Origin of the sequence: Microbacterium hibisci (genome assembly GCF_015278255.1) — a bacterium.
Taxonomy (GTDB): Bacteria; Actinomycetota; Actinomycetes; order Actinomycetales; family Microbacteriaceae; genus Microbacterium; species Microbacterium hibisci.
The window spans coordinates 96,630-112,414 of the sequence record NZ_JADIJC010000010.1 but is presented as its reverse complement, the minus strand read 5'-3'; the positions used below and the strand labels follow the sequence as shown (position 1 = coordinate 112,414).

Sequence of the window (15,785 nt, the reverse complement as noted above, 5' to 3'; positions counted from 1 at the left end):
ACCGTACTCCTGAATGTAAGGTGCCTCTCGTGGACGATCTCGATCGGCGCATCACCGGCGCCCTGCTCGCCAATCCGCGTGCCAGCAACGCGCAGATCAGCGAAGCCGTCTTCACGTCCGAGGCGACGGCGTCGCGACGCGTGGCGCGCCTGGTGCGCGACGGCGAGGTACGTGTCATCGGCGTGCTCGACGGCGAGGCGACGGGGCGATCGCGTTCGTTGTTCGTGCGGCTGCGGTGCCGTCCCGGCGAGGCTCATCGCTCGGCGCAGCGCATCGCCGCGTGGTCGGCGTGCGGCTCGGTCAAGCTCGTCACGGGCAGCGTGGACTGCATCGCCGAGATCGGCTACACCTCCAACGACCATCTGCTCGCTCTGACGCTGGAGCAGCTGCCGGCCCTGGACGGTGTTCTCGCGGTGTGGAGCAATCAGGTGATCAGGCGCTTCGCGACGCCGCACAGCTGGCTGCCCGACCTGCTGCCCGACGAAGTCGTCGAGCAGCTGCGCAGTCAGCGCCTGGATCCCTGGGCCGATCCGCTGCCGGACCGCCGCGTCAAGACCGATGCTCTCGACGAGCGCATCGCGGGCGCACTGGCCGAGGACGGACGGCTCGGCTGGCAGCGTCTCGGCGAGCTGTGCGAGGTCAGCCCGGTCACCGTCCGACGCCGTGCGGAGGGGATGATGGCCTCGGGCGCCTTGCGGATGCGCACGGTCATCGAGCCCGAGCGCATCGGGCTTCCGGTGAACGCCTTCGTGGCGCTCAGCGTCAACCCGACGCAGCTCAGCCGCGCCGGAGAGCTGCTGGCGGGGCATCCGTCGGTCCTCATGATCTCGGCGACGACGGGGGATCGCAATCTGTGCGGCGAAGTCGCCCTCGCCTCCGACGCCGCCCTGTATGCCTTCATCTCGGAGACGATCGGCGGACTGCCCGGGCTCCAGCACGCCGATGTCGCGGTGGCGCTCCACTCGCTGAAGCGTGCGGGCCGCACGCGCCACCTCGCCGCCGTGCGCTGACGCACGGCGTCCGGCCCGCCGCCCGACCGGCCGCGCTGTCAGAGAGCGAGCCCGCGCAGCACACCATCCTGCGCCGCCACGATCAGCTGGCGGTCGACGACGACCGGCGTCGAGAAGGTGTTCGCCGTGAACAGCTGCCGGTCTACCGCGACCGTTCCCGCCGCGGGCTCGATCGCCGCCAGCAGCCCGCCCACCGAGACGAGCCACACCGTGCCGGTGGCGGGATCGGCCACGGGGCCGGCGTTGACGACTCGTGGCACCGTCGGCGCGCTCCACCGCACGCCGCCGGAGGCCGGATCGGCGACCGTGACGACACCCCACTCGGTGGTGAGCAGCAGCCCGCCGTCGGCGAGAGCGAGCGCGGGCGCGAACATGTGGCTGCCTGCCACGCGCCACCGCTCGAGGCCGCTCACCGGGTCGACGGCGATCGCGTCGGTGACCGTGCTGAACAGCACCGCGCCGCCTGGAAGCACCTCCACCCAGTCGTCCCAGGGGCCGTAGATGAGTTGTCGGTACCTGTCGGGCCGCGTGTTCGTGAGGAACGACCACAGCTTCGCACCCGAGCGCAGGTCGTAGGCGTATCCGCGCCCGTCTCCGGCGCCGACGTAGACGCGCTCGCCATCCGAGGCGGCGCGTCCCGCGGTGCGCACCGGCACGCCCGCCTCCCACAGGGTCCTCCCGCCGGCGTCGAGGCAGCGCAGCCGGTCCTCGGCGGCGACCAGGATGCGATCGCCGCCGCCCGTCGACACCACCAAGGGCGTCGACATCACCGGCTTGCCGAAGTCGCTGCGCCACGCCACGGCGCCCGTGCGCGCGTTCAGGGCGGTGAGACGGTGGTCGGCGCTCGGTACGAGCACGAGCGCGCCGTCGGTGGTGAACGCGGCACCGCGGTGGACCGGGCCTAGGTCGACCGTCCAGCGCGACCGGTACGACGAGGATCCGGCGACGTCGACGGCGACGACCCTGCCCGAGGTCGAACCGGCCACGACCGTGGCACCGAACGCCGTGAGCGCGCCCTGCAGCTGCCCGCCGACCGGCAGCTCCCACGCGATCCGGGTGCGGGGCGACCCGTCGACGGTCGCCCGCGCGGTGTCGTGCCGCCGCACATTCTGCGCGTCGGTCGCCCGCAGCTGCACGCGGTATGCGCCTGGCGCGAGCGCGGCGGCGTCGAGCGAGCCGTGCCACGACGATCCGCGGGCTTGGAGCGCCGTCCATGTTCCGTCGTCGACCGCGCCGAAGACGGACTGCGGGTAGACCCGCGCCTCCACCGCGACGGCCGCGGCTCCGGCCACGGCGGTCAGGTCGATCCGTCCGGGGTGCGACCGCACCGATCCGCGGATCGGAACGGTGCCGCCGGGCGGCGCGTCGAGCGAAATCTCCGTCAGCGGGGCGACCGTCGGCGCGTCGGCATCCGTTGCCCCGAGCGCCACGGTCTCGACGACGAGCGTGCGCCCGCGGTCGCTGCGATGCTCCGTCACCCGCAGATAGAAGGGGCCGCCCCGTGTCGCGGTCGAAGACACCTGGGTCAGGCCGTTGAAGCGATCGACCTCGTGGCGGTGGATGTGGCCGACGAAGATGCCGCGAACGGGGAAGGGCTCGATGGTGCGCAGCAGTTCGTCGGCGTCGTTGACGTAGTAGTTGCGTCCCGCGAGCGGGTAGTGCAGGAACATGATCGAGGGGATGCCGGCGGCCCCCGCCAGGTCGTCCCGCAGCGCCGCGAGGTCGTCGCCGAACAGGCCCGGCTCCTGCAGCGCCTGCGTGGGATCAAGGGCGAGGAAGTGCACGCCGCCCGCGTCGAAGCTGTAGCTCGTCGGGCCGAACCAGCGCTGGAACCGTTCGCGGGCGCTCGTGTCCCAGCGGATCTCGTGGTTGCCCGGCACGTGACGCAGCCGATCCCACAGGCCTCCGGGAATGGTGTCGCGATAGGCGGCGATTCCGGCGTCGTCGCCGTAGTCGGTGATGTCACCGCAATGCAGGACGAACTGCGGCTGCTCCGCCTCGACCGCCGCGAAGACGCGGCGCAGGTTCTCCAGTCGCGCGCTCTCCTCCTCGTTGGCGTGGGTGTCGGTGAGCACGATGAAACGCAGCGATTCGCCATCGCGGCGCGTCGGCGCGCCCACCGCCGCACCGGGCCACCGCCCCCACGCGGTGCCGCCCAAGCCGACGCCGAGTCCGATTGCGGAGAGTCCGAGGAAGCCTCGTCGGCTGAGGGCCGTCTCCTCCCGTCCGCTCGTGCTGGTGTGGTCTGTCATCCTCAGTCCTCCGGTCGTCGTCGTCCTGACCGGTACCCAACCGGGCCACGACGATCTGCGCCGAGGAAGTGCGGGCGATATGCGAGCTTTCGACATCCACGGCGATGCCCGCGCAAGAAATCGCCGATCACGCCGACGGCGACCTCGGGGAGGGCGAGTGCAGGGTGATGGAATCGCGCACCACCGTCGCCGCGATCGCCGATTCCTTGCACGACGCCTCCGTACGGTTGCCGCCGCCCTCACGGCACCGCCAGCGTCGGGAGTGCCGGCCCAGACCGGCACCCGTGAACCGTGAGAGAGAGTCCGAGCGATGCATTCCTCGAAGCGAATCCGCCGCCTGTCCACCCTCGCCGCCGCCGGCATGGTTGCGGCGGCGCTCGGTATGGCCGTACCCGCGGCTGCCGATGCCGCCCCAGCCGCCCGCTCTCTCGCGACGGCCGACCGCGGCGACAGGTCGGGGCCACCGGCCCCCGCTGAGCACGTGGTGTTCATCGCGCTGGACGGCTTCGACATCGACTACCTCAATGACGCGGCGCTGCCGAATCTGTCGGCGCTCGCGAAGCGGGGCAGTCTGAGCGTCTCGACAGGCGTCATGTCGTCGATCACGAACCCGTCGTGGTCGTCGGTGGCCACGGGTGCGTGGCCCGAGACGCACCGCAACACCGCCTACTGGTTCGACGCGTCGACCGGCACCGCCCGCGGTCAGCAGCGGGATCTCGCCGTTCCGACGATCGCTCAGGCGATCCGCGACCAGGGCGGAACCGTGATGTCGGCTCAGTGGTTCATCCTGCAGAACTACGGCGTCGCCTTCGGCGATCCCGAGGGCCTGTACACGCAGCCGGGTGGAGACTGCGCCCGTCGCACCGACGACGCCGTGGCGGTCATCAACGGGCGGCCCGTGATGAGCGGCGGCGCATCCGTGCAGATGGCCGGCGTGCCCGACCTCATCGCGGTGTACTGCGACCGGCTGGACGCGCTCGGGCACGCCGACGGAGCCGAGGCGGAGGGCATGCCGACGGCTCTCGCCGACATCGACGTGCAGATCGGTCGCCTCGTGCAGGCGACGAAGGACGCCGGCATCCACGGCCGCACCGCGTTCGTGGTGACGGGAGACCACGGCATGGAGACGTTCACGCAGGGCATGCGCGACGAGCTGCTCGCCGCGATCTCGGCGACGGGGTACGACGCCGAGATGCTCACGGCGGGGCAGTCGCCGCAGCCCGGGACGGATGCGGTGATCGTGGTCGGCGGCGTCGGATCCCTGCATCTGGTCGGCGACGCAGCGGGCGATCCCGCGGCCGCCGCGGTGATCGAGGCGGCGGTGTCGGCTCTTCCGCATGTGGCCGCCGTCTATGACAGGGACGAGCAGCGGGCTATGCGCATGTCACCGAACTACGGCGAGCTCATCATCGAGCCCATCGAGGGCTGGAGTCTCGGCGCCACGCCCGCCGATCCGGCCGGCGTCCACGGCATGACGCGCGTCCTGCAGGTGCCGCTGGTGCTGGCCGGCGCGGGGGTGCGTCCGCACGCCGCGCCGCAGAGCCCGCGCCACATCGATGTCGCGCCGACGATCTCCGCGCTGCTCGGCTTCGACGCTCCGTCGGGCGCTCACGGCCGCGTGCTGACGGAGTCGATCCGCGCGCGCTGAGCAACGGCGGGTCAGGCGTCGGCGACGCCCAGCACGTCGAGCAGCCACGCGAGCTCGAACGCGCGCTCGCGCCAGGCGTTGTAGCGTCCCGAGACGCCGCCGTGGCCGGCGACCATCTCGCACTTGAGCAGGGCATCGGCGCCGACCTCGCGCAGGCGCGCGACCCACTTCGCCGGCTCGACGTAGAGCACGCGGGTGTCGTTGAGCGACGTCACAGCCAGGATCTTCGGGTACTCCACCCCCTCGCGCACGTTCTCGTACGGCGAGTAGGACTTCATGTACGCGTACACGTCGGCGTTGTGCAGGGGGTCGCCCCACTCGTCCCACTCGATGACGGTCAGCGGCAGCGAGGGGTCGAGGATCGTCGTGAGCGCGTCCACGAACGGCACGTCGGCGAGCACGCCGGCGAAGAGCTCCGGCGCGATGTTGGCGACCGCACCCATCAGCAGCCCGCCTGCGGACCCGCCCTCGGCCACGAGCTGCGACGCCGTCGTGTAGCCGTTGTCGATGAGGTGCAGCGCGATGTCGACGAAGTCGGTGAAGGTGTTGCGCTTGTTGAGCAGCTTGCCGTCCTCGTACCACTGGCGGCCCATCTCGCCGCCGCCGCGCACGTGCGCGACGGCGAACACCACGCCGCGGTCGAGCTCCGACAGCCGCGGCACCGAGAAGCCGGGCTCGATCGAGTGCTCGTACGACCCGTAGCCGTAGAGGTGCAGGGGGCGCGGGGCCACGCCGGCGTCGCCGAAGGACTGCTTCCAGACGAGCGAGATCGGAAGCTGCGTGCCGTCCTGCGCGGTCGCCCAGACTCGGGCCTGCGCGTAGTCGGCCGCGTCGTAGCCGCCGAGCACCGGCTGCTGCTTGCGCAGGTGCAGCTCCTTCGTGGCCACGTCGAGGTCGTAGACCGTCCCGGGCGTGATGAACGAGCCGTAGCCGAGGCGCAGCAGCGGCGGTGCCCACTCGGGGTTGCCGCCGGTACCCACGGAGTAGAGCGGTTCGTCGAACGGGATCTCGTCGACGGCGCCGCTCGCGTAGTCCAGCATGCCGAGGCGGGCGAGGCCGCCCCGCCGGTACCCCACGACGCCCCAGTCGCGGAAGGTCGAGACGCCCAGCAGGCGCTCGCCGGGACGGTGGGGGATCACGACGGATCGTTCTCCGGAGGGGGCGGATGCCGCGACCCGCACCAGTTCGAAGTCCAGGGCGTCGTCGTTGTGCAGGATGAAGAGGACGTCCTCGCCGTCGATGACGGCGTGCTCGGAGTCGTACTCGACGCCCTCGGTGCGGGGCCACACGACGCGCGGCTCACCGCGCAGGTCGTCGGCATCCAGCAGCCATTCCTCCGACGTGATCGACGAGCCGAGGCCGATCACGAGGAAGCGGTCGCTGCGGGTGAAGCCGGCGCCCACCCAGTACTTCTCGTCGGGCTCGTGGAACAGCTTCGCGTCGTCGGCGACGGGCGTGCCGAGCTCGTGCAGCCACACGGTGTCGGGTCGCCACGCGTCGTCCACCGTCGTGTAGACGATGAAGCGGCCGTCGGGGGAGAAGGTGGCACCCGCGAAGGTGCCGGGGATCTCGTCCGGGAGCTGCTCGCCGGTCACCAGGTTGCGTACGCGCACGGTGTAGCGCTCGTCTCCGGCGACGTCGACGCCGTAGAGCATGAGGGTGCCGTCGTTGGACACCTCGAAGCTGCCGAGGGAGAAGAACTCGTGTCCCTCGGCCTCGACGTTGCCGTCGAGCAGGATCTGCTCGCCGGCGACCTCGATCTCGGGGGAGAGCTCGGGCGGCGTCCAGTCGTCGGCGGAGTCGAGCGGCGCGCGGCACTGGATGCCGTACTGCTTGCCCTCGAGCGTGCGCCCGTAATACCACCAGTCCCCGCGCCGCGTGGGCACCGAGAGGTCGGTCTCGAGCGTGCGTCCCTTGATCTCGCCGAAGATGCGCTCGCGCAGCCCGTCGAGATGCGCGGTGCGCTGCTGCGTGTAGGCGTTCTCCGCCTCGAGGTGCGCGACGACCGCGGCATCCTCCTTCGCGCGGAACCACTCGTAGCGGTCCTCGACGTCGTCGCCGTGGTGCGAGCGGACGGTGATCCGGCGGTCGGCGACGGGCGGACGGATGCCGTCGTCAGGGGCGGACGGGGCGGGTGCGGAGTCGCTGAGGGTCACCGTTCCACGCTAGTCGCCTCCGAGTTGACCGGCAGGGTCGCCGATGTAGGATTCTTTCTGGCCGGTTGCCGGTTCCTGAACCCTTGGTGAACTGTTCGTTCGTCGCGCCGATCCCGTCGGCACCCTCCCTCCGCACCTCCTCCCGAAAGCGAACGGTGGAAACCGCAACCCTCATCACCGTCGTCCTGGTGATCGCGCTGGCGCTGTTCTTCGACTTCACGAACGGCTTCCACGACACCGCCAACGCCATGGCGACCCCGATCGCCACCGGAGCGCTCAAGCCCAAGACCGCGGTGCTGCTCGCCGCGGTGCTCAACCTCGTCGGCGCGTTCCTCTCGACCGAGGTGGCGAAGACCATCTCAGGCGGCATCGTCCGAGAAGATCAGATATCCTCGGCGATCTTCCCCGCCGTCATCTTGGCAGGCCTCATCGGCGCCATCACGTGGAACATGCTCACGTGGCTGCTGGGCCTTCCGTCGTCGTCGTCCCACGCCCTGTTCGGCGGCTTGATCGGAGCGACGATCGTCGGTGTCAGCGTCACCGCGATCGACTTCGGCGTCGTGATGTCGAAGGTCATCCTCCCGGCGGTCATCGCTCCGCTGACTGCCGGCATCATCGCGTTCACGGTGACGAAGATCGCCTATGCGCTCACCCGCCGGTACGACAGCAAGCCCGATGGGCGCGACGGCTTCCGAGTGGGGCAGATCTTCACGTCGTCGCTGGTCGCCCTCGCGCACGGCACGAACGACGCGCAGAAGACGATGGGCATCATCACGCTCCTGCTGATCACGGTCGGCCTTCAGGACCATCCCGAGCCGGAGACCTGGGTCATCGTGGCGTGCGCCGTAACGATCGCGCTCGGCACGTACATGGGCGGATGGCGCATCATCCGCACCCTCGGCAAGGGCCTCACCGAGGTCAAGCCCGCCCAGGGCTTCGCGGCCGAGAGCTCCACCGCCGCGACGATCCTCGCCTCGAGCGCGCTCGGCTTCGCGCTGTCGACCACCCAGGTCGCGTCCGGCTCGGTGATCGGCTCCGGACTCGGACGCCGCGGGTCGCAGGTCCGCTGGCGGACGGCGGGGCGCATCATGGTGGGCTGGGTGCTCACCCTTCCCGCAGCGGGCGCGGTCGGAGCACTCGCGGCGCTCGTCGTGACCTGGCTCGGCTTCTGGGGCATCATCATCGACTCGGTGCTCGCCACCGTCGTGATCCTCGCCATCTTCCTGCGGTCCCGGCGCAACGAGGTCAATGCGGCCAACGCGATGAGCGAGGTCGCCGAGTCCGGCCGGGCCGTCAAGGTCAAGCGCAACCCGCCGCCCACGCGGCGGCAGCGGGCCATGGCCCGCGAGGAGGCTCGGCGCAAGTCGGCCGCGGCCGCGGCAGCCAAGAAGGCCGCGAAGGCGGGCAAGACCCCCAAGCCTTCTGAGCAGACCCCCGCAGGACCGAATGACGGAGGTGCGCGATGACCATCGACTGGATCGCCTTCGTGCAGGTCTTCATCGCGGCGATGGTGGCGGCCGTCCTCATCGTGAGCTTCTATGCGCTGGGCCTGCGCATGCTGGTGCGCGCGGGCCGTCCGCCCGTGGTCGCGCCGGCCGAGTTCACCGATGCCATCACCGTCATCTCCGAGAAGGAGGCGCGCCGGGCCGAGAAGGCCGCCGCCAAGGCAGCCAAGCGCAACCCGCTGACCGAGGGTCAGAAGCGCCTCGCCCTCGTCGGCGCCTACGCCTGCTTCGCGGTGTGCGCCGGCGCGGTGCTGGGCGGCCTGCTGCTCATCGTCTTCAACCACTGACGACTCTCCCGCCCGACGGCGGGCTCCCGTCCGATGACGGAGCGCGGCAATAGGGTGGGGGCATGGTCCCGACGCCATCCTCAGATGCCGCCGACGGGGCGCCCGGAGCCTCCGGGCGCGCGTCCGCGCCCGTCCAGTTCGGCCAGTACCCGCCCGCGCGGCGCACCATCCTGCATCTGAGCGACACGCATCTGCTGGCCGGCAACCCGCCGCTGGGCGGGCGCTTCGACACCGCGGCGAACCTCGCCCGCACCCTCGCGGCCGCCGAGGCCACCGGCATCCGTCCCGACGCCATCGTCTTCACGGGCGACCTGACCGATCTCGGCGAGCCGGAGGCCTACGCGGCTCTGCGCGCGGCGGTCGAGCCCGTCGCGGAGCGTCTCGGTGCGCCCGTGGTGTGGATCGCCGGCAATCACGACGAGCGCCCGTCGCTGCGCCGCGACCTGCTCGGGCTCGAGCCGACGCAGGAGCCTGTCACGGGAGTGTGGGATCTGCACGGCCTGCGGCTCATCGCGCTCGACACCACGGTGCCCGGGTGGCACCATGGCGACCTCGACTCGCACCAGCTGGAGTGGCTTCGTCACGAGCTCGCGACGCCCGCGCCCCTCGGCACGATCCTCGCGCTCCATCACCCGCCGCTGCCGTCGCATGTGCCGCTGTTCGACATCCTCGAGCTGCGCGACCAGGGCCGCCTGGCCGAGATCGTCGCCGGCACCGACGTGCGCGCGATCCTCGCCGGTCACCTGCACTACTCGACCAGCGGCACCTTCGCCGGCGTGCCCGTGAGCGTGGCGGCGGCCACCTGCTACACGATGAACCTCGCGCGGGCGGCAGTCGACGTCAACGGCATGGACGCGGGCCAGTCGTTCCACCTGGTGCACGTGTACGACGACACCATCACCCACGCGGTGGTGCCCGTGGTCGACGCGCCCACCGGCGACTTCTTCTCGGCGGAATGGGTTGAGCGGATGTCGCGGCTCACGTCCGAGGAGCGGCTCGAGGCCTTCTCGCGCAAGCGCCACTGAACGATCCCGCCGCTGCCCCGACGACCGCCGCGCTGTACGTCCCGCCGGGCTGGGGTGTACGCCGTGTACAGGCTCGCGCACAGGCGCCGAGGGTAGTCTCGAACCAACCCGCACACCGCTGTGAACGACCCACGAGGACTGCACACATGGCTCTGGACGCAATGACGCGCACCCGCATCGAGACCGACTCCCTGGGATCCCTCGAGATCCCCGCCGACGCGTACTGGGGCATCCACACCGCCCGCGCGCTGGAGAACTTCCCGATCTCCAAGCGACCGATCTCGGTGTACCCCGACCTCGTGCGCGCGCTCGCGATGGTCAAGCAGGCGTCGGCGCGCGCGAACCGCGAGATCGGCGTCCTCGACCCCGCGAAGGCCGACCTCATCGACCGGGCCTCGCAGCTCGTCATCGACGGCGAGTACCACGACCAGTTCGTCGTCGGGGTGATCCAGGGCGGCGCAGGCACGTCGACCAACATGAACGCCAACGAGGTCATCACCAATATCGCGCTCGAACTCGCCGGACGGGAGAAGGGCGACTACGCGTACCTGTCGCCGATCGACGACACCAACCGCAGCCAGTCGACGAACGACGTGTATCCGACGGCCATCAAGGTGGGGCTGGGGCTCGACCTGCAGACGCTGCTGGAGGAGCTCGACCTGCTGCGGCGCGCGTTCCTGTCCAAGGCCGTCGAGTTCCACGACGTGCTGAAGGTCGGCCGCACGCAGCTGCAGGACGCCGTGCCGATGACCCTCGGCCAGGAGTTCCACGGCTTCGCGACCACGCTCGGCTACGACCACCAGCGCCTCACGGAGAACGCGTACCTCCTGTACGAGGTGAACATGGGGGCCACCGCGATCGGCACCGGGATCACGACCCACCCGTCGTATGCGCCCGCCGTCCTCCGCCACCTGCGCGAGATCTCGGGCCTCGACCTCGCCACCGCCACCGACCTGGTGGAGGCCACCAGCGACACCGGCTCCTTCATGTCGTTCTCGGCGTCGCTCAAGCGCAACGCGATCAAGCTGTCGAAGATCTGCAACGATCTGCGCCTGCTGTCGTCCGGCCCGCAGGCAGGTTTCGGCGAGATCAACCTGCCTGCCCGTCAGGCGGGGTCGTCGATCATGCCCGGCAAGGTGAACCCGGTGATCCCCGAGGTCGTGAACCAGGTGGCGTTCTCCGTTGCCGGCGCCGACCTCACCGTCACCATGGCGGTCGAAGGCGGGCAGCTGCAGCTCAACGCGTTCGAACCGGTGATCGCGCACTCGATCTTCCAGTCGATCACGTGGCTGCGGCAGGCGATGTACACGCTGCGCGTGAACTGCGTCGACGGCATCACGGCCAACCGCGAACGACTGGGAGCCATGGTCGGCTCGTCGGTCGGCGTCATCACCGCGCTCACGCCGTTCATCGGGTACGCGGCGGCCGCGGCGCTGGCCAAGACCGCGCTGCTGACGGGCCGGGGCGTCGCCGACCTCGTCGTCGAGGCGGGCCTGATGTCGCGCGACGACGTGAAGAAGCAGCTGTCGCCGGCCCGTCTGTCGGGGCTCGAGACCGTCACGGCCGCCATCCCGGTGGTGCAGTCGCCGGAAGACGTCGTGGTCGACAGGGCCGCGGCCGACACGCGCTGAGGCTGTTGCCGGGACGGGGCGCCGGTCGATAGCGTCGGGGGGACTCGAACGAAAGGGCGAGAAATGACCGACCCGCACAACCCGGCGGCATCCGAGCCGCCGCAGCAGCCCGACTCGCCGCACACCACGCCTCCGCCCCCCGTGGGTGCGTCGGACTACCCGTCCGGCCCCGCCCAGCCCGGCTACGCGGCGGTCCCGCCGTCGTACCCGGCCGCCTCGCCCGCGTACGGATCCGCTCCGCCGCCCGCCTACGGCGCGCCCGCGGACGCCCCCGTGCCCGGCAAGACGCTCGGCATCGTCGCCTTCGTGCTGTCGTTCTTCGTGCAGCTCGTCGCGCTCATCCTCGGCATCGTGGCGCTCGTGCAGAGCCGAAAGGCCGGTGCCAAGAACGGATGGGCCGTCGCGGCCATCATCATCTCGTCGGTGCTGATGATCCTCGGCATCATCCTCTTCTTCGCGTTGGTCCTCCCGCTGCTGACCTTCTCGGGCGAGGTCCTGCAGGCGTGCCAGAACGCCGGCTTCACCGGAACGGTCGAGGTCCGCGGTCTTCCGGTCGACTGCTCGACGGTCGCCAACTGACGAATCCGACGGCGGGTGCCCCTCGGGGGGCACCCGCCGTCGGCGTGTGTCGCCGGCCCAGCCCGGCTCCGCCGGGCTCAGCCGAGGATGCGGCAGTGCGTGGTGAGCGCGCCGATGCCGTCGATCGCGACCGTCACGGTCGACCGGTCGCGGAGGAACACCTGCGGGTCGCGCGAATAGCCTGCGCCGCCGGGGCTGCCGGTCGAGATGAGGGTTCCGGGCAGCAGCGTCGCCGACTTCGACAGGTGCGAGATCAGCGTGGCGACGGGCCGGACCATCTGTCCGGTGGTCGCGTCCTGCAGCGTCGTGCCGTCGAGCACGGTCCAGATGTGCAGGTTCTGCGGGTCGGGCACCTCGTCGCGGGTGACGACGAACGGACCCGTGGGGGTGAACCCGTCGAACGACTTGCAGCGCGACCACTGGGCCTCGGAGTACTGGATGTCGCGGGCCGTGATGTCGTTGACCACCGTGTAGCCCCACACGTGTTCGAGGGCGTCCTCGGGCGAGACGTCCTTCGCGGGCGTGCCGATGATGACGCCCAGCTCCGCCTCGTAGTCGACCGATTCGCTGAGCGTGCGCGGCCAGATGGTCGTGCCCTCGTGGCCGGCGAGCGAGTTGGGCCACAGCACGAACACGGTTGGGGTGGAGTCGGTCTTGAGGCCGAGCTCGCTCGAGTGGGCGGCGTAGTTCAGGCCGATCGCCAGGATCACCGGCGGCGCGAGGACGGCGGACGCGAAGCCGAAGGAGTCGAGCGGATGCCGCGCCCCGCCGGCCGCGGCATCGCCCACGCGTGCGAGCAGATCGTCGCCTCCCGCGATGAGCTGCTCCAGTGTGCGGGGCGCGCCGTCGAAGAGCTCGCCGACGACGATCGCCTCGTCATCCTCGATGAGAGCGAGCCTCGGCTCGCCCGATCCGGCTGACACGACGTGGGCGAAGCGCATTCTTCCAACCTATCCGGCGGACCGGTCACGTGCGCGATCCGCAACCCCGTCACGGGTGGTCGTCATGCACCCATAGGCTGTGCGCATGACGCTCGACCCCGGCGCCGATCGAATGCGCCCTTCGCTCACGCCGCCCGAGTTCGCGTCCGCTCTGGCGCAGCCCCGTCACGCGGCGCCTGCGGCCATCACGCCCCCGGCGGTCTCGCCGGCGCCCGTGCAGCTTCCGGCGGCACCGGCTCGGCGCGGGCGTTCCGCGTCGATCTGGATCATCGGCGTGCTGGTGCTGCTGCTGATCGCGCTGGTGGCCTATTTCCTGAACACGATGGGGCCGGGGGCGTCCCTCGTGGGCATGCTGCTCGCACTGGTGCCGCTGGCCGGAGTCCTGCTGGCCGTCCGCATCGTCGATCGGTGGGAGCCCGAGCCGCGCGGACTGCTCGTGCTCGCCGTGGCGTGGGGTGCCATCGCCGCTGTGGGTATCGCCCTCGGTGTCGACCTGCTGCTCTCGATGGTGCTCGGCCCCGCCACCGGCGTGCGGGAAGTGCTGCAGGCCGTCGTCCAGGCTCCGGTCGTGGAGGAGTTCGCCAAGGGCCTCGGCGTCTTCCTCATCTTCGCCACCGCCCGGCGAGCGTTCGACGGACCCGTCGACGGCATCGTGTACGGGGCGCTCGTGGGCGCGGGGTTCGCGTTCACCGAGAACATCCAGTACTTCGCCGTCAGCTTCATCGAGGGCGGCGCGGCCGAGACGACAGGAACCTTCTTCCTCCGCGGCATCCTGTCGCCGTTCGCGCACGTGATGTTCACCGCCGTGACGGGATTCGCGCTCGGCCTCGCCGCACGCCGGGGCCTGAGCACCGGTCAGGCGGTCGGCCCGTGGCTGGTGGGACTCGCCGGCGCGATCGCCCTCCACGCGTTCTGGAACGGATCGGCCCTGTTCGGCGACTTCTTCCTCCTGTACCTCACGCTCCAGGTGCCGCTGTTCATCGGCTTCGTCCTGGGGATCGTGGCGCTCCGCCGGGAGGAGACGCGGCTCACGCGACGCCGGCTCGGCGACTACGCCGCGGCCGGGTGGTTCACGCCGCAGGAGGTCGACATGCTGGCGACGCCGGCGGGACGCAAGGCGGCCCTGGCCTGGGCGCGCACGCTGCGGGGCGACCGCACCGCCCTCATGAAGACCTTCATCACGGATGCCACGGCCCTTGCCGCGACGCGCCAGCGCGCCATCACCGGGCGCGATGCGCTGGCCGCGAGCGAGGAGCGCGACCTCCTCGCCAAGACCGCCGCGACTCGCGCCGCGATGTTCGCCCCGTAGGTCTTGACACCTCTGGGGGCCTCCCGGCATCCTGAATCCAGGTCAACTCAGCGCTCGGTAGACACGCAGGCATCGCCGCGGCACCGAGCGCTGAGTCTTGAGTCGGGCCGGATCCTCTCATCGTCGGTCCGTGTCCGCCCGCAGTGAACGCAGCCTGCGCCGATCGCCGCCCCCATGCTTGGATGGACTCATGACTGACGACCGCACCAAGCCCGAGATCGACGCACCCGCCGGCCCGGCGCCGGCAGACCTCGTCGTCCGCGACCTCGTCGTGGGCGAGGGCGCCGAGGCCAAGCCCGGCGACACCGTGACCGTCCACTACGTGGGCGTCGAGTACGAGTCCGGCGAGGAGTTCGACTCGTCGTGGAACCGCGGCGAGAGCATCCAGTTCCCGCTGCGCGGCCTCATCCAGGGCTGGCAGGACGGCATCCCGGGCATGAAGGAGGGCGGTCGCCGCGAGCTGGTGATCCCGCCGCACCTCGCGTACGGCCCGGCCGGGGGGCACTTCCTCGGTGGCAAGACACTGATCTTCGTGATCGACCTGATCAAGGTCGGCTGACCCCACACGAGGTTCTGACGGGACGGATGCCGCGGCATCCGTCCCGTCCGTCGTTCCCGGGAGTTCGCCCGTCATTTGCATTCACGGGAATAGAACATCTGTCAGGCTGTGTTGGACCCCGTATGCCCGGCCTCTCGGGCACCTCATGCAGACAGACACGAAGGACGACCATGACCGACACCACCACGATCGACGTTCCCGGCTACAAGGCGGGCACCTGGGTGCTCGACCCCGCGCACAGCGAGGTCACCTTCAGCGTCCGCCACATGATGATCTCGAAGGTGCGCGGCACCTTCGGCATGAAGAGCGCGACGCTGGTCGCGCCCGAGAACCCGCTCGAGGCCCAGGTCGAGGCGTCCGTGGACGTCACCTCCGTCGACACCAAGGACGAGGGCCGCGACAGCCACCTGCGGTCCGCCGACTTCTTCGACGTCGAGAACCACCCCACCATGGAGTTCCGCTCGACCGGCGCGCGCGTCGAGGGCGACGAGTTCCTCGTCGACGGCGACCTGACCATCCGCGGCATCACGAAGCCGGTCACGTTCGAGTTCGAGTTCGGCGGCTTCGGCACCGACCCGTGGGGCAACTACAAGGCCGGCGCCACCGCGAAGACGGTCGTCAACCGCGAGGACTTCGGCCTCACGTGGAACGCCGCCCTCGAGACCGGCGGCGTGCTCGTCGGCAAGGACGTCACCATCACGCTCGACCTGCAGGGCGCGCTGCAGCAGGATTGATCCCGCTGTGAGAGGAGAGCGGATGCCGCGGGATGCGGCATCCGCTCTCGTCATGTCCGCCCGCCGATGCCGGGTGGCGAGGCGGTCGCGGCCGCGCACGGCTACGGCGCGGAGGCCGCCTTCAGCCGGGCCTTCTCGCGCATCACCGG

The 15,785-nt window shown here is 70.7% G+C and carries 13 protein-coding genes; 10 read left to right on the top strand and 3 right to left on the bottom strand.

All coding sequences use genetic code 11. From position 1 onward, the window contains the following. The first annotated feature begins 29 nt into the window (after positions 1 to 29). Positions 30 to 1,010, top strand: a complete 981-nt coding sequence (locus tag IM770_RS16435) for an Lrp/AsnC family transcriptional regulator (RefSeq protein ID WP_203582235.1) — start codon at positions 30 to 32, stop codon at positions 1,008 to 1,010. A gap of 38 nt (positions 1,011 to 1,048) precedes the next feature. On the opposite strand, the gene IM770_RS16430 is transcribed toward IM770_RS16435, so the two are convergent. Next, complete coding sequence (locus IM770_RS16430; RefSeq protein WP_203582234.1) at positions 1,049 to 3,262, bottom strand: outer membrane protein assembly factor BamB family protein; 2,214 nt, start codon at positions 3,260 to 3,262, stop codon at positions 1,049 to 1,051. Between the two features lie 310 nt (positions 3,263 to 3,572). On the opposite strand from IM770_RS16430, the gene IM770_RS16425 reads away from it, so the two are divergent. Continuing rightward, on the top strand, positions 3,573 to 4,910 hold the full coding sequence (locus IM770_RS16425) for an alkaline phosphatase family protein (RefSeq protein WP_203582233.1): 1,338 nt from the start codon (positions 3,573 to 3,575) through the stop codon (positions 4,908 to 4,910). 11 nt (positions 4,911 to 4,921) lie between these two features. Here IM770_RS16425 and IM770_RS16420 read toward each other — a convergent pair whose 3' ends face one another. Then, positions 4,922 to 7,066 (bottom strand): S9 family peptidase, encoded by a 2,145-nt coding sequence (locus IM770_RS16420; RefSeq protein WP_307785488.1) that lies wholly within the window; start codon positions 7,064 to 7,066, stop codon positions 4,922 to 4,924. A gap of 155 nt (positions 7,067 to 7,221) precedes the next feature. Here IM770_RS16420 and IM770_RS16415 point away from each other — a divergent pair, with 155 nt between their 5' ends. The 5 genes from IM770_RS16415 to IM770_RS16395 all read left to right on the top strand — a co-directional run bounded on the left by IM770_RS16415 (position 7,222) and on the right by IM770_RS16395 (position 12,093). Next, on the top strand, positions 7,222 to 8,532 hold the full coding sequence (locus tag IM770_RS16415) for an inorganic phosphate transporter (protein ID WP_203582232.1): 1,311 nt from the start codon (positions 7,222 to 7,224) through the stop codon (positions 8,530 to 8,532). Continuing rightward, positions 8,529 to 8,858 carry a peptidase gene (locus tag IM770_RS16410; protein ID WP_203582231.1) on the top strand — a complete coding sequence of 110 codons (330 nt, stop codon included), beginning with the start codon at positions 8,529 to 8,531 and terminating at the stop codon, positions 8,856 to 8,858. Before IM770_RS16415 ends, IM770_RS16410 begins: the two co-directional genes overlap by 4 nt. Before the next feature lie 62 nt (positions 8,859 to 8,920). After that, positions 8,921 to 9,883 carry a phosphodiesterase gene (locus tag IM770_RS16405; protein ID WP_203582230.1) on the top strand — a complete coding sequence of 321 codons (963 nt, stop codon included), beginning with the start codon at positions 8,921 to 8,923 and terminating at the stop codon, positions 9,881 to 9,883. A gap of 146 nt (positions 9,884 to 10,029) precedes the next feature. Further along, positions 10,030 to 11,514 (top strand): aspartate ammonia-lyase, encoded by a 1,485-nt coding sequence (locus IM770_RS16400; protein WP_203582229.1) that lies wholly within the window; start codon positions 10,030 to 10,032, stop codon positions 11,512 to 11,514. Positions 11,515 to 11,577: 63 nt separating this feature from the next. Further along, the gene (locus IM770_RS16395) at positions 11,578 to 12,093 is read left to right on the top strand and encodes a DUF4190 domain-containing protein (protein WP_203582228.1); all 516 of its coding nucleotides are present in this window, start codon (positions 11,578 to 11,580) and stop codon (positions 12,091 to 12,093) included. A gap of 77 nt (positions 12,094 to 12,170) precedes the next feature. Here IM770_RS16395 and IM770_RS16390 read toward each other — a convergent pair whose 3' ends face one another. After that, positions 12,171 to 13,034, bottom strand: a complete 864-nt coding sequence (locus tag IM770_RS16390) for a fumarylacetoacetate hydrolase family protein (RefSeq protein WP_203582227.1) — start codon at positions 13,032 to 13,034, stop codon at positions 12,171 to 12,173. An 85-nt stretch (positions 13,035 to 13,119) separates the two neighbouring features. Between IM770_RS16390 and IM770_RS16385 the strand changes: the two genes are divergently transcribed. The 3 genes from IM770_RS16385 (at position 13,120) to IM770_RS16375 (ending at position 15,636) form a co-directional block, all read left to right on the top strand. Further along, entirely contained in the window at positions 13,120 to 14,343 is a 1,224-nt protein-coding gene (locus IM770_RS16385) for a PrsW family intramembrane metalloprotease (RefSeq protein ID WP_203582226.1), read from the top strand. Between the two features lie 190 nt (positions 14,344 to 14,533). Beyond that, complete coding sequence (locus IM770_RS16380) at positions 14,534 to 14,902, top strand: FKBP-type peptidyl-prolyl cis-trans isomerase (protein ID WP_109212087.1); 369 nt, start codon at positions 14,534 to 14,536, stop codon at positions 14,900 to 14,902. A 170-nt stretch (positions 14,903 to 15,072) separates the two neighbouring features. Next, entirely contained in the window at positions 15,073 to 15,636 is a 564-nt protein-coding gene (locus tag IM770_RS16375; protein ID WP_203582225.1) for a YceI family protein, read from the top strand. Positions 15,637 to 15,785: the final 149 nt, after the last annotated feature.

What these genes read in the sequence shown, in the direction of transcription:
- IM770_RS16375 (WP_203582225.1), top strand. Translation starts at nt 15,073, where the DNA reads ATGACCGACACCACCACGATCGACGTTCCCGGCTACAAGGCGGGCACC.
- IM770_RS16410 (WP_203582231.1), top strand. Translation starts at nt 8,529, where the DNA reads ATGACCATCGACTGGATCGCCTTCGTGCAGGTCTTCATCGCGGCGATG.
- IM770_RS16385 (WP_203582226.1), top strand. Translation starts at nt 13,120, where the DNA reads ATGACGCTCGACCCCGGCGCCGATCGAATGCGCCCTTCGCTCACGCCG.
- IM770_RS16380 (WP_109212087.1), top strand. Translation starts at nt 14,534, where the DNA reads ATGACTGACGACCGCACCAAGCCCGAGATCGACGCACCCGCCGGCCCG.
- IM770_RS16430 (WP_203582234.1), bottom strand. Translation starts at nt 3,262, where the DNA reads ATGACAGACCACACCAGCACGAGCGGACGGGAGGAGACGGCCCTCAGC.
- IM770_RS16405 (WP_203582230.1), top strand. Translation starts at nt 8,921, where the DNA reads ATGGTCCCGACGCCATCCTCAGATGCCGCCGACGGGGCGCCCGGAGCC.
- IM770_RS16390 (WP_203582227.1), bottom strand. Translation starts at nt 13,034, where the DNA reads ATGCGCTTCGCCCACGTCGTGTCAGCCGGATCGGGCGAGCCGAGGCTC.
- IM770_RS16425 (WP_203582233.1), top strand. Translation starts at nt 3,573, where the DNA reads ATGCATTCCTCGAAGCGAATCCGCCGCCTGTCCACCCTCGCCGCCGCC.
- IM770_RS16395 (WP_203582228.1), top strand. Translation starts at nt 11,578, where the DNA reads ATGACCGACCCGCACAACCCGGCGGCATCCGAGCCGCCGCAGCAGCCC.
- IM770_RS16400 (WP_203582229.1), top strand. Translation starts at nt 10,030, where the DNA reads ATGGCTCTGGACGCAATGACGCGCACCCGCATCGAGACCGACTCCCTG.